This is a genomic window from Rhizobium sp. NFR07, assembly GCF_900111905.1.
GTDB lineage: Bacteria > Pseudomonadota > Alphaproteobacteria > Rhizobiales > Rhizobiaceae > Neorhizobium.
On the sequence record NZ_FOKM01000013.1, the window covers coordinates 1 to 20,917 of the forward strand.

A 20,917-nucleotide genomic window follows, 5' to 3' on the forward strand; every position below is an offset into this window, starting at 1 on the left:
AACTAGACAAGGCCTAGACCTCGTCCGCGAAAACCCGCCGACCACGTTTCTCTTTCTTCCATATTCAATTGTCAAAAAACAGACGCTCAACAGCCTCATTAAAAAGACCGAAACGTCAAAACCCCAGGAGACCAACCGTTAAACCGGTCCCAATCAGCATCAGCCAATCTGTCTGAGATTTTATCGACAAGAACTTCGTCGCCAGCAGCGCCGCCGCCCTCGTCAGTGAGTGGGCTTATAGAGGACACCCCTTTTCCAAGTCAACACACCGCGTCGCAAAAACTTCAAGAAAATCGTAAGTGACTGGAATAAAAGGAATATTTGGTGTTTTCTCGTACAAAGCCGCTCGAAAGGGGCATTAACCAAAGTTAACGGCGCCACGTCATTCCTATCCGCCAGATCGTAATCCGGAAAGACCAGCCGCAGCGCTTCCGACACCCTCTCTTGCCCATTGAACTTGTCTATCGGCCGACAAACATGCGATAGCGGGGCTCCCTATATATAGAAGCCCGGCCCGACGGGCGCTTGATTGGAAAGCTTGATCCGTGCGCGTTCTCACCGAAGCCTTCATTCCCGAACTTCCGAACTATTATGGCGGCAAGGTGCGGGAGAATTATGATCTTGCCGACGGCAGCCGCGTCATTATCGCCACCGATCGCCTCTCGGCCTTCGACATCATCCTTACCTGCATCCCGGACAAGGGCCATGTCCTGACCCAGACGGCACGCTACTGGTTCGAACAGACGAAGGACATCTGCCCCAACCATGTCATCGCCTATCCCGACCCGAATGTGGTGATCGGCAAGCGGCTCGACATCCTGCCCGTCGAGATCGTCGTACGCGGTTATCTCGCCGGCACGACCGGCACCTCGCTTCTGACCCTCTACAAGAAGGGCGAACGCAGCATGTACGGCCTGAACCTGCCCGACGGGATGAAGGACAACCAGGTCCTGCCCCAGCCTGTCATCACCCCGACCAGCAAGGCTTTCCACGGTGGCCATGACGAACCGCTGACACCTGCCGACATCATCGAGCACAAGCTCCTGACCCAGGAACAGTGGGACACGGTTTCCCGATACGCGCTCGCCCTCTTTGCCCGCGGCCAGGAAATGGCGGCTAGGCGCGGCCTCATCCTGGTCGATACGAAATACGAATTCGGCACAGATGCAGACGGCAACATCATCCTTGCCGACGAGATCCATACGCCCGACAGTAGCCGCTACTGGATGGCCGACAGCTATGACGAGGCGTTCACGACCGGCGGCCGGCCGAAAAGCTTCGACAAGGATTTCATCCGCGCCTGGGTGGTGGAACGCTGCGACCCCTATAAGGAAGAGGTCCCGACCATTCCCGCCGAACTGATCGAGGAGACCGCCGGCGTCTATCGGAGCGCCTATGAGATGATCACCGGCGAGACCTTCGTGCCCGACAATTCCGGTGACACCGTGCTCGGCCGCATCCGCGGCAATCTGCAGCCCTATTTCCGGAAATAGGCTCGCCGACCGGCCGCCCATCGATGACCGTGCAATTCTGAGCGAGGAGAGGACGTGCGAAGACCGCGTCGCAAAGCCGAGGAAACGCGTGAGGATATCCTCCAGACCGCCGAGACGCTGTTTCGGGACAGGGGGATCGCCAAGTCGTCGATCGCGGATATCGCCCACGCCCTCGGCATGTCGCCGGCCAATGTGTTCAAGCACTTCCACTCCAAGACCGCGCTCGTCGATGCCATCTGCGATCGCCACATAACCCATATGATCGGCCGTTTCGACACGCTCGATACACCGGCGCCACCACCGGAGAAGCTCGGCATCATCGTGCGCCGGCTGATGCAGGCGCATCTGGAGGACATCCGGCAGAATTCCTTCTTTCTTGAGATGATCTTCCTCGTGGCGAAGACCGAGCTCGAAAGCGGTCATCATTACCGTGATCTCATCGAGGACCTGTTCTTCAGGCTCGTTAAGGACGGCGTTGAGGCCGGCGTCTATCACTGCGCTGACTGCCGAGCGACGAGCCGCCATGTCGCAGCATCCTTTGCGAGCGTCCTGCATCCCGTATTTCTGGCGCATGAAACCCAGGCCGAGATCGACGAACGCTTGGATGGCCTCGTCGCGCTCGCCAATGCCGCGCTCCAAAGCCCGCTTGCAAAGTGACGGTTTTTAAATTACGTCACTTTTCGAACGGCATTTCGGACCTCATTTCCGATCCTGCCCCAGTTCCGCCCGCATCCTGCGGGTTAACTTCGCCGCCGCCACGCGCTTGACGCCGGGCGGCGAGTGCAATCCGTCTCCGGGAAACACCATGATTCATCGCCAACTGGTTCTAATTCTCCTTCTTGCGACCGCATTGTCGGCCTGCAGTGATTCAGGCCAGCAGAATGCCGCAGGCAGTGGCGGCGCCGCCGCCCAGCAGAAGCCCGCCTCGCCGGTCAGCGTCGTCATCATGAAAAAGGCGGATCGGCCGATCACCAACGTTCTGCCGGGACGTGCCGTCGCCTTCCAGACGACCGAGATCCGGCCGCGGGTCACGGGCGCGATCAGCGAGATCGCCTTCAAGGAGGGAAGCGAGGTCAAGGCCGGCGACGTTCTCTACCAGATCGAGGACGACACCTATGCGGCGACGGTCGCGCAGGCGCAGGCCGCGCTGCAGAAGGCCGAAGTCAGCATTCCCGCCGCCCAGGCGAACCTCACCCGTTACGAACGGCTGGTCAACAGCGGCGCGACCCAGATCGAATACGAGAATGCCAAGGTGACGCTGCTGCAGGCGGAAGCCGACGTGCAATCGGCCAAGGCGGCGCTCAACGCCGCCCAGATCGATCTCGATCTGACCAAGATCCGCGCGCCCTTCGACGGCGTTACCACGATCTCCAAGGTCAGCATCGGCAATATCGTCACCGCCAACCAGACCGATGCGCTGACGACCCTGCGCAATATCGATCCGATCTATATCGATCTGATCGATTCGAGCACCAACCTTCTGGAACTTCGTTCCGCCATCGCGGCAGGCCGCCTGCACGGCAATTCGGGGACGGCTGATATCAGCCTGACACTCGAGGATGGCACGAAATATGACCGCACCGGCAAGGTCAACATGGCCGAACTCGCCGTCAGCGAGACGACGGGCACCTACCAGATCCGGGCGATCTTCGACAATCCCGACAACATCATCCTGCCGGGCATGTATGTCCGTGCGTCGGTGACGGTCGGGACCGAGAACGGCTACCTCATTCCCCAGCGCGCCGGCACCCGCAATGCCCGCGGCGAACTCTCGGCAAAGTTCGTCTCCGCCGACAACAAGGTCGAGACCCGCACCTTCACCACCAGCAAGGCCTCCGGCAACAACTGGCTGGTCACGGATGGGATCGCCGATAGCGACCGCCTCATCGTCGACGGCTTCCAGTGGATTGCCGAGGGTGCCGCCGTTCAGCCGGTCGAGGCGACGGTCGATGACCAGGGGCTCGTGGTCGAACAGCCGAAAGTCGACACCGCTAAGCCTTAAGCTCCCGCAACGGAAAGCCCGAACGCGGCAAGGAATTTCGAAATGGCGCATTTCTTCATTCGGCGACCGGTCTTCGCCTGGGTCATCGCAATCGTGATCATGCTGGGCGGCGCGCTCGCGATCACCACGCTGTCGATCTCGCAATATCCGGACATCGCCCCGACCACGGTGCGGATCTCGGCCACCTATAATGGTGCGAGTGCCGAAACCGTCGAGAAATCGGTGACGAGCATCATCGAGGACGGCATGACCGGCCTCGATGATCTGACTTACATGACCTCCTCGTCGTCGACGGGAAGTGCCTCCGTCACCTTGACCTTCGGCAACAGCATCCTGCCCGACATCGCTCAGGTTCAGGTGCAGAACAAGCTTCAGCTCGTCCAGTCTCAGCTGCCCGATGTCGTGCAGCAACAGGGCATTTCGGTCACCCGTTCCACCTCGAGCATCCTGATGGTCGGCGCGCTTGTATCGGAAGACGGCAAGCGCAGCTCGGTCGATCTCGGCGATATTTTCGCCACCTCGATCGAGGATCAGGTGCAGCGCCTCGAAGGCGTCGGCAGCATCAATGTCTTCGGCTCCGGCTATGCGATGCGCGTCTGGCTCGATCCGTTCAAGCTGCAGAAATACCAGTTGACCGCGGCCGACGTGACGAGCGCGATCGAAGCGCAAAATACCCAGGTTTCGGTTGGTTCGCTCGGCGCCCAGCCTGTGCAGGAAGGCCAGCAGCTGACGGTCACCATGACGGCCCAAAGCCAGCTGACCACCGTCGACGAATTCGAGCGCATCATATTGAAAGTCGAGCAGGACGGCGCGACCGTCAGGCTGAGTGACGTGGCCCGGGTCGAGATCGGCCAGGAATCCTATGGCGGCGGCTCCCGTTCGAACACCAAGCCGGCCGCTGGCTTCGCCGTCAACCTCGCGACCGGCGCCAACGCGCTCGACACGGCAGCCCGCGTCAAGGGCGAGCTGGATCGGGTCGCGCAGATCCTGCCCGATGGCGTCGAGATCACTTACCCTTACGACACCACGCCCTTTGTGGAACTGTCGATCGAGAAGGTGGTCCACACGCTGATCGAGGCGATCGTGCTCGTCTTCGTCGTCCTGCTCGTCTTTTTGCAGAACCTGCGCGCCACGTTCATTCCGATGATTGCGGTGCCGGTCGTGCTTCTCGGCACATTCGGCATCCTTGCGATAACCGGCTACTCGATCAACACGCTCACCATGTTCGCCATGGTGCTGGCGATCGGCCTTCTGGTCGACGATGCGATCGTCGTCGTCGAGAATGTCGAACGCATCATGGATGAAGAGGGCCTTTCACCCGTTGAGGCGACAGAGAAGTCGATGCACGAGATCACCGGCGCGATCATCGGCATCGCGCTGGTTCTGACCGCCGTGTTCATTCCCATGGCCTTCTTCGGTGGATCGACCGGCATCATCTATCGCCAGTTCTCGGTCACCATCGTTTCGGCCATGCTTCTGTCGGCGGTGGTCGCCATCGTGCTGACGCCGGCGCTCTGCGCCACGATGCTGAAGCCGATCGACCATTCCAAGAAGAAGCGCGGCCTCGGCGCCTGGTTCAACCGTGGCTTCGACCGCACCACCAATGGCTATGTCGGCACGATCGGTTATCTGCTCAAGCGACCGCTTCGGGTCATGATTCTCTTCGCCCTGATCGTCGGCGGATGCGGGCTGCTCTTCACCCGCCTGCCCAGTTCCTTCCTGCCGCAGGAAGACCAGGGCGTGCTGATGACCATCATCCAGACGCCGGTCGGTTCGACCAGCGCCCGCACCGAAGACGCCCTAAAGAAGGTCGAATCCTATTTCCTCGAGCAGGAGAAGGACAATGTCGACGCCGTCTTCGGCGCGCTGGGTTTCAGCTTCAGCGGCAGCGGCCAGAACAATGCCATCGTCTTCACCAAGCTGCGTGACTTTTCCGAGCGCGAGGGTGCCGGGCAGTCGGCGCCTGAGATCCTTCAACGGGCTCAGGGGCACTTCCTGACGCTGCGCGACGCACAGGTCTTCGCGCTTCTGCCCCCTGCAATCCAGGGTCTCGGCAATTCCAGCGGCTTCTCCATGTATCTGGTCGACAGCGGCAACAATGGTAATGCTGCGCTGACGCAGGTTTCCCAGCAACTGATCAGCGAAAGCGCCACCAATCCGCTGATCAGCTCGCTGCGCACCAACAACCAGCGTAACGAGACCCAGCTTAAGATCCTGCTCGACCAGGAAAAGCTCGGCGCCATGGGCGTCGATCTCGCCGCAGTCAACTCGATGCTGGCAACAATCTTCGCCGGCCGCGACGTCAACGACTTTACCCTCAACAACGAACTGAAGCCGGTCTATGTCCAGGGCGATGCGCCTTACCGCATGCAGCCGGACGACATAAAATACTGGTATGCCCGCAACGGCGACGGCGAGATGGTTCCATTCGCGGCCTTCAGCCGGATGGACTGGGTGAACGGCACGCCGCAGCTCGCCCGTTACAACGGAACCAGTGCGATCTCGCTCGATGGTGCGACCAAGCCCGGCGTCAGCACGGGTGACGCCATGAACGAGATGGAGCGGCTGGTGGCAGAGCTGCCCGGCGGCTACACGGTCGCATGGCAGGGCATTTCCTATCAGGAACGTTTGTCCGGATCTCAGGCGCCGATGCTCTATGCCCTTTCGGTTCTGATCGTCTTCCTTTGCCTGGCAGCACTTTACGAAAGCTGGTCGATCCCGTTCTCCGTCATCCTGGCGGTGCCGATCGGTGTGCTCGGCGCCCTCGCCGCGGCCTATTTCCTCGGCCAGTCGAACGACGTCTATTTCAAGGTCGGCCTTTTGACGACGATCGGCCTTGCGGCGAAAAACGCGATCCTGATCGTCGAATTCGCCAAGGATCGTCAGGCCACCGGAAAGGGCATGATCGAGGCGACATTGGAGGCCGCGCGCCTGCGGTTGCGTCCGATCATCATGACGTCGCTCGCCTTCATTCTCGGTGTTGTGCCGCTGGCGATTGCTACAGGAGCGGGCTCTGCCGCGCAGAATGCGATCGGTATAGGCGTCCTAGGTGGTATGCTTTCTGCAACACTGCTCGGAATTTTCTTCGTTCCATCCTTTTTTGTTGTCGTCAGACGGTTATCAAACCGTGAAAAACGAGAGAAGACAGTGTGAATCCGTTAATCGGATAGCTATTAGAATTTTTCCGCCGGCTTGTGATTCTCGCCGGCGGCTCCAGTCAAGACTGCTTCGCTTCAGCGGAGCGCTTTCAGTTAAGGGCCCTGGGACAAAGATATGACATCCAAACGCTTAGCCGCTCCTCTAGTCCTGCTCCTGTTGTCCAGCTGTACGCTCGGTCCGGACCACACACCGCCGCAGATCTCGCTGCCGTCCAAGTTTGCGGAAGGCTCGTCCACGAGCAACGCCGACGTCGCCACCCAGCCTTGGTGGACGGCATTCTCCGATAGCCGCCTGAACGGCTACGTCGAGCAGGGCCTGAAGCAGAACCTCGATGTTCTCCAGGCGCTGGAACGCATCAACCAGGCCCAGGCCGCCGTGATCACCGCCGGCGCCGGCGGACTGCCTTCGCTCGATCTCGGCGCACAGGCCGACCGCAGCGGCGCAACCGACATCGGCGGACCTCTCGGCCCAAGCGCAAGCTCGCGAGGACCGAGCACATCGGTCGCTGGTGGACCGACTGCCTCCTGGTTCCTCGACCTGTTCGGCCTCTATCGCCGCAACAAGGAAGCGGCTCTCGCCGACCTGGACGCCAGCTATGCAAGCGTCGACGTCGCCCGTATGTCGCTGCTGTCTGCAGTGACCGCAGCCTATATCGACGTACGATTCTACCAGCAGCGTCTGGCGATCGCCCGCGAGAACCTTGATTCCCGTCGCGAGACCCTGAACCTCACCAAGCTTCAGCTCGAAGCCGGTGCAGCCTCGCGTCTCGACGTGGTGCAGGCCGAAGGTCTGGTCAATTCGACGCTGGCCGAACTGCCGGGTCTCGAAACCCAGTTCCGTCAGGCTGCGCACCGTGTTGCCACCCTGCTCGGTCTGCCGGCATCCTCGCTGATCCCGGAACTGCAGCGCGGTGCCCGCCAGCCGGTCGCCCGCTTCAGCGCCAAGTCCGGCGTTCCTGCCGACCTGATCCGCAACCGTCCGGACGTCCGCGCCGCCGAGCGTCAGCTCGCAGCAGCAACCGCCCGGATCGGTGTTGCCGAAGCCCAGCTCTACCCGGCGATCACGCTGGGCGGCTCGATCACGCCCTCCTACACCAAGACCAGCAGCCTCGGCGAAAGCGGTCTCCTGTCCTGGTCGTTCGGTCCGTCCATCTCGCTGCCGATCTTCGACGGCGGCGCACTGAAGGCGGGCGTCAAGTCCTCCGAATCGGCAGCCCGTGAAGCCTATCTCTTCTGGAAGCAGACGGTTCTCGACGGTGTCGAGGAAGTCGAGAATGCGCTGGCTGCTGTTGCCCGCGACGGTCGTACAGTTTCCGCACTCCGCGCGACGGTAAACTCCTACGAAGAAGCCCTCCAGCTTGCGACCGCAAGCTATCGCGACGGCGCTTCCTCGCTGCTCGACGTGCTCGACGCCCAGCGTCAGGTCTCGACTGCTCAGGCCGACCTCGCCGCCGCCGTGCAGCAGATGGCTCGCGACTACGTATCGCTCAACGTCGCGATCGGCGCCGGCTACGCAGTCGGCTCGGCTCCGGCCAACCAGGTCGCGTCCGCCAAGGTCGTCAAGGACTGATAATGGGATGGCCGGTTCGCCGGCCATTTCTTTTTCATTGCCCGAAAACAATAAAACCTCCGGAGCTTTCGCCTCGGAGGTTTTTTTAATGCCGTTCTAAAAGCCGGGGACGATGCCCCGGCAGGAATTGATCAGTTCTTGGCGCGCTCGACGTAGGAATTGTCTTCCGTCGCGATGACGACGCGGGTGCCGGCATCGATATGCGGCGGAACAGCGGTGCGGATGCCGTTGGACAGCATGGCCGGCTTGTAGGACGACGACGCCGTCTGGCCCTTGACGACCGGCTCGGTCTCGGTGATTTCGAGCGTCACGTGGCGCGGCAACTGAAGGGCGAGAGCGACGCCTTCATGCATGGACAGGATGCAGACCATGCCTTCCTGCAGATAGGCCTTCTGGTCGCCCATCGTGTCGACATCGACGACGACCTGGTCGTAGTTTTCCGGGTTCATGAAGTGGAAGCCTTCGCCGTCTTCATAGAGGAACTGGTGGTTGACGTCCTCGACGAACGCACGCTCCACCTGTTCCGTCGTGCGCCAGCGCTCCGACACCTTCACGCCATCGACGATGCGGCGCATGTTCACCTGGGTCACCGGCGTGCCCTTGCCCGGGTGAAAATTCTCGGCGGTGAGGACGACGTAGAGCTTGCCGTCCACATCGATGACGTTGCCCTTGCGGACGGAAGAGGCGATGACCTTGACCATAAGACTTCCTTGTAACTCGGCCGGCCACGTCGTAGAGGACTGGCGGAATAGCCGTAGAGAGATGCTTTTCGGGTTTCCTTGCCGGCGCAACTAACGCAAAATCCGTCAAATAGCCAGCCCCTTGGCTTTGGCCGACCAAGGCGAAGAAAACCGCTTATGAGCCTCTCGCGACAAGACATCGCCCAAACCTCCTGGTGGCAGCCGAATGCTCATGCCGATCGCAGACCGTTTCTGATCGGGCGCAACAGGGTTCAGGCGGCGCTGCGAGGCTACTTCGGCGCCCGGGATTTCATCGAGGTCGACACTGCCACCCTGCAGATCTCCCCCGGCAACGAGACGCATCTGCACGCCTTCGCAACCGAGGCGCTGACCATCGACGGTCGCGCCGCGCCGCTTTACCTGCACACATCGCCTGAATTCGCCGCCAAGAAACTGCTGGCCGCCGGCGAAAGCCGGATCTTCACCTTCGCCCATGTCTATCGCAACCGCGAGCGCGGGCCGCTGCACCATCCGGAATTCACCATGCTGGAATGGTATAGGGTCGGCGAAGACTACGAACAGCTGATGGCCGATTGCGCCGACATGCTGAAACTTGCAGCCGAGACGACCGGCACGAGCCGCTTTTCCTTCCGCGGAATGCAAATCGATCCCTTTGCCGAGCCGGAACGGCTGACATTGGCCGAGGCCTTCGACCGCTTTGCCGGCATCGACCTCCTCTCCTCGGTCTCGGCATCGGGCGAAACCGATCGCGACCATCTCGCCGCAGCCGTGCGGGATGCGGACATGCGTGTGTCGGACGACGACACTTGGGCCGACCTGTTCAGCAAGGTTCTGGTCGAGAAGATCGAGCCGCATCTGGGCCGCGACCGCGCGACGGTGCTGTGCGAATATCCCGTCTGCGAGGCGGCGCTGGCGAGGCCATCTGCCCGCGATACGCGGGTGGCGGAGCGTTTCGAGCTTTATGCATGCGGCGTCGAGCTGGCCAATGCCTTCGGCGAGTTGACCGATGCCGGCGAGCAGCGCCGCCGCTTCGAGCATGAAATGGCCGAGAAGGCCCGCATCTACGGCGAGACCTATCCAATCGACGAGGATTTTCTGAGCGCCCTGTCGATCATGCCGGAGGCGAGCGGTGCCGCTCTCGGCTTCGACCGGCTGGCCATGCTGGCGACCGGCGCGACGCGCATCGACCAGGTCATGTGGGCGCCGGTGGCGGAGGTGATTTCGTGAGCGCTGCCCGTTCATTGAAGACCGCCGACGAACTGCATTCCGCCGGACTGGTGGCTCCCGAACGGCTGGATGCGATCCGTGCCGTGGCGGACCGCTACGCGATCGCCCTTACGCCGACGGTTCTGTCGCTGATCGACCGAGAAAACCCGGACGACCCGATCGCCCGGCAATTCGTGCCGGATGCAGCCGAACTGGTGACGACGCCGGAAGAGCGCGACGACCCGATCGGTGATGCCGCCCACAGTCCGGTCAAGGGCATCGTCCATCGTTATCCCGACCGGGTTCTGCTGAAGGCCGTGCATGTCTGCCCGGTCTATTGCCGCTTCTGCTTCCGCCGCGAAATGGTGGGGCCGCAGGGCGACGGCACGCTGGCGCCGGACGAACTGGCGACGGCACTCGGCTACATCCGCGATCACGCCGAGATATGGGAAGTCATCCTCACCGGCGGCGATCCGCTGGTGCTTTCGTCGCGCCGGCTTGCCGAGATCATGCGCGGGCTGGCCGCGATCGAGCATGTGAAAATCGTCCGCTTTCACACCCGCGTGCCGGTGGTCGAACCCGACCGAATTGACGATGCGCTGATCGTTGCGCTGAAAGAGGCGGGTAAGACGGTTTACATCGCGCTGCATGCCAACCATCCGCACGAGATGACGACGGATGCCCGCGCGGCCTGCGCCAAGCTGGTCGATGCCGGTTTTCCGATGGTGAGCCAGACAGTGCTTTTGAAGGGCATCAACGACGACCCGGTGGTGCTGGGCGAGCTGATGAAGGCTTTTGTCGAGACGCGGATCAAACCTTATTATCTGCATCATCCCGACCTTGCACCCGGCACCGGCCATTTCCGCATGGAGATCGAGGAGGGCCAGAAGATCGTCTCGGCCCTGCGCGGCACGATCTCCGGCCTCTGCCAGCCGACCTATGTGCTGGACATCCCCGGCGGCCACGGCAAGGCGGTGATCGGCGAGAGTACCGTTCGCGGTGAAGGCGGCTGTTATTCGGTCAGCGATTTCCGCGGTGGGGAGCATGAATATCCTCCGAGATGACGCCGCGGCCGAAAGGATCCCCTCACCAACAAAATCTAAGACTTAGCCTTTGGCTAAGATCATGATTTTGTAACCTCTCCCACAAGGGGAGAGGTAGGGCGCCGAGCTTGCCTCCCCGGTATCTCTCCCCTTGGGGGAGAGAAAGCGATCTCAACATCTTAGCTTCAGCCAAGTATTAGAAATCGCAAGTGAGGGGACTTTTGCACACCAATCCCGCCCCGCGCAGCCAGCTGCCGTGGTTTTCAAAGACCGATCCGGAGAAGCGCACGCATATGCGGGGCCTCAGGGAATGTAAGTAATATGGCTCCGCATATGCGTGGCCTTCGGCGTTTTGTCGGGGCTTCCGGCCCCTACGGATGATCCTCTCGCCTCGCTGCATGTGGTTGCCCACACTTGGACGGCTCAACCGAACCCGGCATGGCTGCCAGGGGAAGGCTTGATAGGAGCGGCCGCCTTGCGACAGTCCCTCCATGAGTTTCACCCCTTTCGCCCTTGCCGCACGTTACGGTTCGGACGAAAGCGCCGGCTCCCGCCTGCCCGCGAACGTCTCGCGAAACACTCCGGCGACGGAAGCGGGAGAATTCTAGGCATGGGTTTTGAGAGCGGGGACGGAAAGACGGCAAAAAATCTGCCGCGTCTACTTGCCTAAAATTCGAAAGAATCCCGCAGCCCTAATTTTAGCATGTTCTTTTTCACATTTTTATGCTTTCCAAGCTAAAGCATAGCGCAGGTAATGAGCGCAGAAATTCCAGGAATTCGGGAGATGTCGAGATGAACGAGACCATTCGCGCACTGCTGGCGAAAGTGGGCGGACTGCCCGTTCCCGTAACCGAGCTTGAGGATGGTGCGGATCTTTATGCCGCAGGACTGTCTTCCTTCGCGTCGGTTCAGCTGATGCTGGCGATCGAGGAACAGTTCGACATCGAGTTTCCCGACAATCTCCTGAACCGCAAGTCGTTTGCCAGCATCTCGGCGATCGAGGCAACGGTCACCCAGATCCTGAAAGCCAACGAGGCAGCCTGATGAACCTCGCCGCCGTTGCAGCCGACCTGACGCTTTCCGCACGCGCGAAACGCGCGGCGGCAGTCGCGGCGGAATTTGCCGACGACGTGGACCGCGAGGGGCGCTTCCCCCGCGAGGCACTCGAGGCGATGAAGACCGAGCGCCTGCTCGGCATCCAGATACCCTCTGCCTTCGGTGGCGAGGGGGCAGCACTTACCGACATCGCCGAGGTCTGCTCCATTCTGGGTCAGGCCTGCGCATCGAGTGCGATGGTGTTTGCCATGCACCAGATCAAGGTTTCAAGCCTGGTCGAGCACGGGCAGGAGAGCGCCTGGCATGGCGACTTCATGCGCGAAGTCACCGGCCGCCAATTGCTGGTCGGATCGGCGACGACCGAAGGCGGCATTGGCGGCAATATGCGCAACTCCATCTGCGCGATCGAGGTCGAAGACGAAATCTGCCGTCTGACGAAAGACGCGACCGTCATTTCCTATGGCGCCCATGCCGACGCGATCATGGTGACGTCCCGCGCCCATGCGGATGCAGCCCCCGGCGACCAGGTTATGACCGTGTTCAAGCGCGGCCAGTACACGCTGGACAAGACCGTGGACTGGGACACGCTCGGCATGCGCGGCACCTGCTCGGATGGTTTTCTCTTCAAGGGCGAAGCTCCGGCTGCACAGATTTTCCCGAAGCCGTTTGCAGAAATCGCCGCGCAATCGATGCTGGCGACCTCGCATCTTCTGTGGAGCGCCGTCTGGTACGGCATCGCTGCCGATGCGGTGCTGCGCGCCCAGGCCTTCGTCAGGGCTGCCGCGCGCAAGTCCGGCGGCGCGACCCCGCCGGGCGCCATCCGCCTGGCCGAAGCCTCGACGCTGCTGCAACTGTTGAAGGGCAACATTCTTTCCGGCCTCAAGGCCTATGAGGATGCCCGTGCCGATGCGGATCAGCTTTCCTCCATGGCGTTTTCGATCGCCATGAACAACGTCAAGCTTGCCTCTTCCGAGATGATCCTCACCATCATCAACCAGGCGATGATCATCTGCGGCATCATGGGCTACAAGAACGGCACGCCCTACAGCCTTGGGCGCCATCTGCGCGACGCCCATTCCGCCCAGCTGATGATTTCCAACGACCGCATTCTCGGCAACACGTCGACCATGCTGATGATACAGAAACCGGACACCAGCCTCTTAGGTTGAAAGCCAAGCGATGAACGAACGGGATAACGCCATGGATATGCAAGTTTCCTTCCTCGACCGTCTGTTCGAAGCCGGGCTTCTGATCGACACGGGCGTCGACGGCCTTTATGGCCGCAGCGGCGAATTCGAAGAGGTGATCGCCGCCTTCGAAAGGCTCATCGACCGGGTGGGCGGCACGGACGGCGCGGAGGCCATGCGCTTTCCGCCGGGCATGAACCGCGAGTTCTTCGAAAAGAGCGGTTACATGAAGAGCTTTCCGCAATTGGCCGGCACCGTGCATTCCTTCTGCGGCAGCGAACTCGACCACATGAGCCTGATCAGGTGCATGGAAGTGGGCGAGGAGGACTGGACCAAGAACCAGCAGGCGACAGATATCGTGCTGACGCCGGCCGCCTGCTACCCGCTCTACCCGACCGTTGCCCGCCGCGGCAAGATTTCGGCCAAGGGCGCTCTCTACGACCTGCAGAGCTATTGCTTCCGTCATGAGCCCTCCAAGGACCCGGCCCGCCAGCAGCTGTTCCGCATGCGTGAATATGTCTGCATGGGTACCGAGCAGCACGTCACCGATTTCCGCCAGACCTGGATGGACCGCGGCGTCGAGATGATGAAGTCGGTCGGGCTGGACGTGACGATCGACATCGCCAACGACCCCTTCTTCGGCCGCGCCGGCAAGATGATGGTCAACAACCAGCGTGACCAGAACCTGAAGTTCGAACTGCTGATCCCGATTACCTCGACGACCAATCCGACCGCCTGCATGAGTTTCAACTACCACCAGGATTCATTCGGCCTGAAATGGGGCCTGAACCTGGAGGACGGCAGCGTCGCGCATACGGCCTGCGTCGGCTTCGGCCTGGAGCGCATCGCGCTCGCTCTGCTTCACACCCATGGGCTCGACACCAAGGCCTGGCCGGCAGAGGTTCGCGCCACCCTCTGGGGCTGAACCGATGAAGGTTTTCCCGGCGCTCGACCCGAAAACTTACCAGCCGCACCCGCTACATTCCGCCGAGCGGATGTGGCCGGAGACCAATTGCTATGTCGACCTGTGGATCGAGGTGCTGGCAGCGCAGGGCCTGGCGCCGGAAGCCATGCTCGGCTTCACCCTGACGCAGGATTTCGAGGGCGACCAGTTCACCTTCTTCAAGGTGCCGCTGGAAGATCTCGAAACGCTTTACGGCATCCGTGTCACCGAGCTTGCGATCTTCGACCGGCCGGAACTGCATGTGGTCGAACAGGTCGGCCGCGGCCGGTTGGCGCTCCTGGAACTCGACAGCTATTACCTGCCCGACACCCGCGGCCTGACTTACGGTCTGGAGCACGGCAAGACGACGGTCGCCGTGAACCGGCTGGATCTCGAAGCCCGCGAACTCGACTATTTCCACAATGGCGGTTTCTTCCATCTCGCCGGCGATGATTTCGACGGCCTGTTCCAGATGAATGCGGACGTCGACGCCCTGCCCTTCCTGCCCTATACGGAATTCGCAAAATTCCCGGTCATGTACCCGGCTTCGAAGGACCTGCGCGAGGCGGCCTGGAAACTGCTGCGGCACCATTTTGCCCGAAGGCCGGCGGCAAATCCGATCCGCGCCTTCGCCGAGGTTTTTCCGGTACAGGTAGAGCGCGTCGCGGAGCGGGACTTCGGTTTCTTCCACAAATACGCCTTCAACACGCTGCGCCAGCTGGGGGCGAATTTCGAACTCCTGGCCAGCCATCTCGAATGGCTGAACGGCGGCAATTTTCCGGAAGCGCAAAGCCAGGCGCTGAAGATTTCGGAAGTGGCGAAATCCACCCAGTTCCAGCTCGCCCGCGCGGTAACGCGCAAGAAGTTCGAACCGCTGAAGACGGCGCTCGATCCGGCAGCGGAGGCCTGGGATGTGCTGATGGCGGATCTCGCCCGGACGCTTGATCGCAAGCGCGAGGCGGCGTGACGACCCTGCCCCGCTTCATGGCTGGCGACCTCGTGGACGGCTGGTCGCTGCTGGTGACGGAGCCCGGTGCCTACGGGCTGCCCAATGACATTCCGTCCGATCGCGAGACCCTGCCGGCAATCGTGCCGGGCACGCTGGCCGCCGCGCTTGAAGGCGCAGGGCGCTTCGACCGCGACGATCCCGAACCGCTGATCGACAAGGATGCCTGGTATTGCCGTTCGCTTGCGGATGTGGCGCCGGGGCAGGCGCTATTGCGCTTCGAGGGGCTGGCGACGATCGCCGACGTCTTTCTCGATGACCGGCTGATCCTGTCGTCGGCAAGCATGTTCGAGAGCCATGACGTCGCCGTCGATCTCATCGGCAATGAAACGCTCTCCATCTGCTTTCGTGCACTCAAACCGCATCTCGAAAAGACGGGCCCCCGCGCCCGCTGGCGGCCACGGCTGATGAACAATCAGGGGCTTCGGCTCGTTCGCACCACGACGCTCGGCTTCATGCCGGGCTGGTGTCCGGAGGTGCATGCCGTCGGACCGTGGAGACCTGTGTCGGTAAGGCGAAGTGCAAGTCCACTCTCCCCCGCAAGTGGGGAGAGTGGATGGGGCACGATCCCCGCATTTATCAACCGTCTTGAAGGGGTCAGCTTTTCAGCTTTACTCGCCGACAACGGAGATGGTGTTCTCAAAGTCGGCTTTGCCGATGACGATCCGGACCGTGACCTCCGGCTCCTCTGTGCCGGCCATGAAACCGCCTTCACCTTTTCCGGCGGACGATATTCGGCTGAACTGCGCCTGCCCGGCATCGCTCCCTGGTGGCCGCATACCCATGGGGAAGCCACGCTTTACGATGTCACGCTGCGCGTCGACGGCAGGGACATACCCCTCGCCCGTACCGGCTTTCGCAACGTCGAAGTCGATCGCGGGACCGACGGCAAGGACTTTGCCTTTCTGGTGAACGGCGAGAGGATCTTCTGCCGCGGAGCGGTATGGACCTCGGCCGATATCGTCGGCTTGGCCGGCGACAGGCAGAGCTACGAGCCTTGGCTGCGGTTGGCGAAGGAGGCGGGCATGAACATGATCCGCGTCCCGGGCATCGCCCTCTATGAAAGCCCGGATTTCTTCGCGCTTTGCGACGAACTGGGTCTGATGGTCTGGCAGGACCTGATGTTTGCCAATTTCGACTATCCCGCCGCGGACCCGGATTTCCTGATTCACGTGAAATCGGAGGTCGACCAGTTCCTGGCACGGACGTCGCTCAATCCATCGCTGGCTATCATCTGCGGCGGCAGCGAGATCTGGCAGCAGGGGGCCATGCTGGGCCTGCCCGAGCGGATCTGGAAGGGGCAGCTCTGCGCCGAGATCCTGCCCACGCTGGTGACGAATCAGCGGCCGGACCTGCCCTATGCGGAAAACTCGCCATGCGGCGGGGCTCTGCCCTTCTATCCCAATGCCGGCGTGGCGCATTATTACGGCGTCGGCGCCTATCTGCGGCCACTCGAGGATGCGCGTCGCGCCGACATCCGCTTCGCCGCCGAATGCCTCGCCTTCTCCAACATGTCGGAGACGGAGAGGCTGGACCACGGCAAATCCGGCATTCCGCGTGATGCCGGCGCCGACTGGGATTTCGAGGATGTCCGCGACCACTATCTCGGCGTGCTTTATGGCGTCGATGCGAAAGCGTTGCGAAACGCCGATTTCGAGCGCTATCTGGCACTTTCCCGCGCTGTGACGGGCGAGGTCATGGAAGCAGCTTTCGCGGAGTGGCGCAGGCCAGGTTCCTCCTGCCATGGCGCGCTGACCTTTACCCTGCAGGATGTGATGAAGGGCCCGGGCTGGGGCGTGGTCGGCGCGGACGGCAGACCGAAACCGGCTTGGTTCGCGCTGAAGCGGGCATTCCGCCCCGTACAGGTTGTCTTTGCCGACGAAGGCACCAACGGCCTCGACGTGCATGTGCTCAACGAAACCGCCGAGGCGCGGACGCTGCGTCTGGAAGTTACCTGCTTGCGCGACGGGAAAATGCCAGTCGTATCCGGCCGGCGGGAAATCGCGCTTGCGCCGCGGGAGTGCGAGACAATCGCCTGCACCGATCTGTTCGGCGCCTTCTTCGACGCGAATTATGCCTATCGCTTCGGCCCGCCCTCCCATGACGTCGTGGTGGCGCGCCTGCTCGATGCCGGGACCGACGCGGTCATCGCGGAAGCGTTTCACTTCCCGCTTGGCCGCGACAGGGCGATGCACGGGGTGCAGCTCAGAGCAAATCTGGGTCGGGACGAGGATGGCTGGTGGCTGGACGTGACGGCGGATGTGTTTGCCCAGTCGGTCAGAATTGAGGCGGAAGGCTTTCAGCCGGCGGACAACTGGTTCCATCTTGCACCCGGCACCGCCAGGCGCATCCGGCTTAAGCCGATCAATGACACAGTCGACGCGCAGCCATCCGGCACCGTGCGATCACTCGGCGGCAGCGGTCCGATTGTCTTCTGACCCCGGCGTCGAGGGCTCAAGACGTGCAACCATATGCATCACAGCGTCGAGATAGATCTGTGCGGCCTCCGGCGGCGTCAGATTGTGATCGGCATCGGGGATGATCGTGGCTGAGACATTCTCCCACTGGACATGGGAGCACCCGTCGCGTCCGAAATAATAGCTGTACTGTTCGAGGCCGAGATCCTCGTCGCTATAAAGGATGGCCAGCGGCATGCCGCGGCGGTGAAGGGTCTCGAAAGCCTGGCGGATCTCGCGCCCTTCCGGCAGGACGAAGCGGATGGCATGCAGCACGCCGCGTGTCAGGCGCCGGCCAAGGCCATTTGCGATATTGGACAATGCCGCGACGAGATCCACCTCGCCGGAAAAGATGCGTTTCAGCGTGGCCCTGTTGAATGCACGTCGCCCGTAATCCTCAAGGCTTCGGGTGCCGTTGACGACCGCATCGTCCACCGAGCGGCCCGTCTGCCAGCGGAAGACCGCCGGGTTGACCGCGATGACGCCGGCGATGCGCTCATCCTGCAACGCCGCGCGAAAGGCCAGATAGGCACCGCTGCAGCGGCCGGAAACGCAGATGCGCCCGAAATTGCGCGATTGCAGAAAGTCCAGGGCATCCGTGACGTCGCCGATCTGGCTGTCGTGATAAAGGACCTGTGCCGGCCGGCCAGGAACCGGGGCGCTGTCGGCCACGCCGGCAGTATCGAAGCGCAATGAGGCGATGCCGGCACGGGCGAGCCGCCGCGCCATGCCGACCGTGCTTCTGCCCCAACCGGAGTGACGGTCATAGGCGGATGTCAGGAACAGGACGACGGTGTCCCGCCGGCTTGTTCCCGAGGGCTCGCAGAGAACACCGACGAGATGCTGCGGCGCACCGAAGCGCATAGGGGTTTCGATAAACTCCTCGCCGATCAGTTCGCCAGCCGCAACAGCCTGCCGGGGAAGGGCCGGATGCGGCGCGATGGGAAGTGCGGAGATCCAGCTGACGACGTCTTCCACCAGTGCCATCGGCAGAACGGATGTGGTCGGGTTGGCGACGAGCGCCTGATAGCCGTCAAAGGCGCATTCGCTGACATCCGCACCGGTTGCGCCGAGCCGCGCGACAAACTCGCCGTCGGACGGGCGCTCGGGCCGGGCCGCAACCAGGATACGGCCGGCGGGCGGCGCCTCAAGCGTCATCAGGTTGACCCGGCGTAACTCGTCCGCGACGCCGGCGGGCATGATGAGCGAACCGATCGACACGCCGGACCGGTTGCGCTGATGGGGGGCAAGGCCGAGATTGTCGTCGACGACGCTTGACCAGAGCGCAAGCTCGCGAAGATGCATGCGGCCCGACACGACAGGTGCGAGGAAAGCCATCGCCTCCAGCCCGTCAAGCGCCGCGGCGGCCCTGGTCGCGATGACGCAACCGAACCCCTCGGCAACGATCGCGATGCGGCCGCAGCCCGACAGCGCCCTCAGCTTCTCGGCAGCGACGACAAGGCTTTCCGTCCATGTGGCGAGATCACCGCCGCCATCTGGGGAATCGAGCGCATCGCCGGTACCGGGATAGTCGAAGCGCAGGCTGGGGATTCCGTGCGCGGCAAGCTTTTCGGCGGTGACGCGCCACAGCTTTCGGACGGAGATCTCTTCCAGTCCCCAGGGGCTGGCGAAGAGGACCGCAAGCCGCGCGGGCGTTTCTTCCGGGCCGGCCGGCATGAACAGGCCAATAGTCTCGGAGAAGGCTATCGGCTGAGCCGCCCGCTGCGGCAGGTTCCCATCAGACGTCCGGGGAGTTTCATGACTGTTCATTGTCGGAATCCGGACGATGAGAATCAGCTTAATTACCATAGCCTAAAGTCACTTGCGCGGAATTAAGATGACTGCTCGACGTTTAACGGCTGCAGGCAGGGCGTTCTGAAACAGGCCGCGGGCATGCGCCGCATCACGAGATCGTCCAGCCCATGCGCGGCCGTCGCGGCTGCGGCGGTGATGCACCCGCAAAAGACGCAACGGGAACGGGATTTCGCCGAGCTTGGCATAAGGTGACGCCCCAGCAGACGACGAGAGAGGCGGCACAGTTTGGGACCGGCCGGGAAAACCTCTCTTCTCGCCGCTACGGGCTTCAATCGTGTCGTGTTTAGATATAGGTCAATGCTGCAACGCAGCGCAGGGGAGTAAGTGGATGAAAAGCTATGTCTTGACCGTATCGTGCAGATCGACGCGAGGCATCGTCGCTGCCATTTCCGGCTTTCTGGCCGAGAAGGGCTGCAACATCATCGACAGCTCGCAGTTCGACGATCTCGACACCGGCAAGTTCTTCATGCGCGTCAGCTTCATCTCCGAAGAGGGCGTGGACCGCGACACGATCATGACCGGCTTCGCGCCGATTGCGGAAAAGTTCGGCATGGAATGGGACGTGTTCGACAGCGCCGATCGAATGAAGGTCCTGCTGATGGTCTCCCGCTTCGGTCACTGCCTGAACGACCTTCTCTACCGCTGGAAGATCGGCGCGCTGCCGATCGATATCGTGGGCGTCGTCTCCAACCATTTCGACTATCAGAAGCTCGTCGTGAACAACGACATTCCCTTCCACCACATCAAGGTGACCAAGGATAACAAGCCGCAGGCCGAAGCGCAGCTGATGGAGGTCGTGGAATCGAGCGGCACCGAGCTGGTCGTTCTCGCCCGCTACATGCAGGTTCTCTCCGACCAGCTATGCGCCAAGATGTCGGGCAAGATCATCAACATCCACCATTCCTTCCTGCCGTCGTTCAAGGGCGCCAACCCCTATAAGCAGGCCTATCAGCGTGGCGTGAAGCTGATCGGCGCCACGGCCCACTACGTCACCGCCGACCTCGACGAAGGCCCGATCATCGAGCAGGACGTCGCCCGCATCACTCACGCACAGTCGCCGGACGACTATGTTTCGCTCGGTCGGGACGTCGAAAGCCAGGTGCTTGCCCGCGCCATCCACGCCCATATCCATCACCGTACCTTCATCAACGGCAACCGTACCGTCGTCTTCCCACCGAGCCCCGGATCCTACGCATCCGAACGGATGGGATAAGGAACATGCAATAGGGCTCAAAAGCCCTATGGACGCGGCGTTATAGCGCGCTATCCTCTCTCCTGAGC

15 protein-coding genes are annotated in these 20,917 nt (G+C 61.9%); 13 read left to right on the plus strand and 2 right to left on the minus strand.

The window, feature by feature from the left end:
* The first annotated feature begins 545 nt into the window (after window positions 1-545).
* The 5 genes from BM216_RS23795 (at window position 546) to BM216_RS23815 (ending at window position 8,223) form a co-directional block, all read left to right on the plus strand.
* A complete protein-coding gene (locus BM216_RS23795) occupies window positions 546-1,493 on the plus strand; it encodes a phosphoribosylaminoimidazolesuccinocarboxamide synthase (protein ID WP_093001721.1) in 948 nt (315 codons plus the stop codon).
* Between the two features lie 54 nt (window positions 1,494-1,547).
* Window positions 1,548-2,150, plus strand: coding sequence for a TetR family transcriptional regulator (locus BM216_RS23800; RefSeq protein ID WP_093001722.1), 603 nt, complete (start codon window positions 1,548-1,550; stop codon window positions 2,148-2,150).
* A 148-nt stretch (window positions 2,151-2,298) separates the two neighbouring features.
* Window positions 2,299-3,495, plus strand: coding sequence for an efflux RND transporter periplasmic adaptor subunit (locus BM216_RS23805; protein ID WP_093001723.1), 1,197 nt, complete (start codon window positions 2,299-2,301; stop codon window positions 3,493-3,495).
* Between the two features lie 42 nt (window positions 3,496-3,537).
* The gene (locus BM216_RS23810) at window positions 3,538-6,648 is read left to right on the plus strand and encodes an efflux RND transporter permease subunit (protein ID WP_093001724.1); all 3,111 of its coding nucleotides are present in this window, start codon (window positions 3,538-3,540) and stop codon (window positions 6,646-6,648) included.
* A gap of 120 nt (window positions 6,649-6,768) precedes the next feature.
* On the plus strand, window positions 6,769-8,223 hold the full coding sequence (locus BM216_RS23815; RefSeq protein ID WP_093001725.1) for an efflux transporter outer membrane subunit: 1,455 nt from the start codon (window positions 6,769-6,771) through the stop codon (window positions 8,221-8,223).
* A 131-nt stretch (window positions 8,224-8,354) separates the two neighbouring features.
* On the opposite strand, the gene efp is transcribed toward BM216_RS23815, so the two are convergent.
* Window positions 8,355-8,924, minus strand: coding sequence for an elongation factor P (efp, locus tag BM216_RS23820; RefSeq protein ID WP_093001726.1), 570 nt, complete (start codon window positions 8,922-8,924; stop codon window positions 8,355-8,357).
* A 156-nt stretch (window positions 8,925-9,080) separates the two neighbouring features.
* On the opposite strand from efp, the gene epmA reads away from it, so the two are divergent.
* The 7 genes from epmA (at window position 9,081) to BM216_RS23855 (ending at window position 17,803) form a co-directional block, all read left to right on the plus strand.
* On the plus strand, window positions 9,081-10,151 hold the full coding sequence (gene epmA / locus BM216_RS23825) for an EF-P lysine aminoacylase EpmA (RefSeq protein ID WP_093001727.1): 1,071 nt from the start codon (window positions 9,081-9,083) through the stop codon (window positions 10,149-10,151).
* On the plus strand, window positions 10,148-11,194 hold the full coding sequence (locus BM216_RS23830; RefSeq protein WP_093001728.1) for a lysine-2,3-aminomutase-like protein: 1,047 nt from the start codon (window positions 10,148-10,150) through the stop codon (window positions 11,192-11,194). The genes epmA and BM216_RS23830 overlap by 4 nt, the downstream gene beginning before the upstream one ends.
* A 771-nt stretch (window positions 11,195-11,965) precedes the next feature.
* Window positions 11,966-12,217 carry an acyl carrier protein gene (locus BM216_RS23835; RefSeq protein WP_093001729.1) on the plus strand — a complete coding sequence of 84 codons (252 nt, stop codon included), beginning with the start codon at window positions 11,966-11,968 and terminating at the stop codon, window positions 12,215-12,217.
* On the plus strand, window positions 12,217-13,398 hold the full coding sequence (locus BM216_RS23840) for an acyl-CoA dehydrogenase family protein (protein ID WP_093001730.1): 1,182 nt from the start codon (window positions 12,217-12,219) through the stop codon (window positions 13,396-13,398). The genes BM216_RS23835 and BM216_RS23840 overlap by 1 nt, the downstream gene beginning before the upstream one ends.
* 31 nt (window positions 13,399-13,429) lie before the next feature.
* Window positions 13,430-14,341 carry an amino acid--[acyl-carrier-protein] ligase gene (locus BM216_RS23845; protein ID WP_244530293.1) on the plus strand — a complete coding sequence of 304 codons (912 nt, stop codon included), beginning with the start codon at window positions 13,430-13,432 and terminating at the stop codon, window positions 14,339-14,341.
* A gap of 4 nt (window positions 14,342-14,345) precedes the next feature.
* Window positions 14,346-15,326, plus strand: a complete 981-nt coding sequence (locus BM216_RS23850; protein WP_093001732.1) for a DUF1839 family protein — start codon at window positions 14,346-14,348, stop codon at window positions 15,324-15,326.
* A 17-nt stretch (window positions 15,327-15,343) separates the two neighbouring features.
* Window positions 15,344-17,803, plus strand: coding sequence for a glycoside hydrolase family 2 protein (locus tag BM216_RS23855; protein WP_093001881.1), 2,460 nt, complete (start codon window positions 15,344-15,346; stop codon window positions 17,801-17,803).
* Here the strand turns inward: BM216_RS23855 and BM216_RS23860 are convergent.
* The gene (locus BM216_RS23860; protein WP_143102849.1) at window positions 17,771-19,591 is read right to left on the minus strand and encodes a serine aminopeptidase domain-containing protein; all 1,821 of its coding nucleotides are present in this window, start codon (window positions 19,589-19,591) and stop codon (window positions 17,771-17,773) included. The genes BM216_RS23855 and BM216_RS23860 overlap by 33 nt on opposite strands.
* A 373-nt stretch (window positions 19,592-19,964) precedes the next feature.
* Between BM216_RS23860 and purU the strand changes: the two genes are divergently transcribed.
* A complete protein-coding gene (purU, locus tag BM216_RS23865) occupies window positions 19,965-20,849 on the plus strand; it encodes a formyltetrahydrofolate deformylase (protein WP_093001734.1) in 885 nt (294 codons plus the stop codon).
* Window positions 20,850-20,917: the final 68 nt, after the last annotated feature.

What these genes read in the sequence shown, in the direction of transcription:
- BM216_RS23805 (WP_093001723.1), top strand. Translation starts at nt 2,299, where the DNA reads ATGATTCATCGCCAACTGGTTCTAATTCTCCTTCTTGCGACCGCATTG.
- BM216_RS23810 (WP_093001724.1), top strand. Translation starts at nt 3,538, where the DNA reads ATGGCGCATTTCTTCATTCGGCGACCGGTCTTCGCCTGGGTCATCGCA.
- BM216_RS23815 (WP_093001725.1), top strand. Translation starts at nt 6,769, where the DNA reads ATGACATCCAAACGCTTAGCCGCTCCTCTAGTCCTGCTCCTGTTGTCC.
- efp (WP_093001726.1), bottom strand. Translation starts at nt 8,924, where the DNA reads ATGGTCAAGGTCATCGCCTCTTCCGTCCGCAAGGGCAACGTCATCGAT.
- epmA (WP_093001727.1), top strand. Translation starts at nt 9,081, where the DNA reads ATGAGCCTCTCGCGACAAGACATCGCCCAAACCTCCTGGTGGCAGCCG.
- BM216_RS23835 (WP_093001729.1), top strand. Translation starts at nt 11,966, where the DNA reads ATGAACGAGACCATTCGCGCACTGCTGGCGAAAGTGGGCGGACTGCCC.
- BM216_RS23840 (WP_093001730.1), top strand. Translation starts at nt 12,217, where the DNA reads ATGAACCTCGCCGCCGTTGCAGCCGACCTGACGCTTTCCGCACGCGCG.
- BM216_RS23845 (WP_244530293.1), top strand. Translation starts at nt 13,430, where the DNA reads ATGGATATGCAAGTTTCCTTCCTCGACCGTCTGTTCGAAGCCGGGCTT.
- BM216_RS23850 (WP_093001732.1), top strand. Translation starts at nt 14,346, where the DNA reads ATGAAGGTTTTCCCGGCGCTCGACCCGAAAACTTACCAGCCGCACCCG.
- BM216_RS23855 (WP_093001881.1), top strand. Translation starts at nt 15,344, where the DNA reads ATGGCTGGCGACCTCGTGGACGGCTGGTCGCTGCTGGTGACGGAGCCC.
- BM216_RS23860 (WP_143102849.1), bottom strand. Translation starts at nt 19,591, where the DNA reads ATGAACAGTCATGAAACTCCCCGGACGTCTGATGGGAACCTGCCGCAG.
- purU (WP_093001734.1), top strand. Translation starts at nt 19,965, where the DNA reads ATGAAAAGCTATGTCTTGACCGTATCGTGCAGATCGACGCGAGGCATC.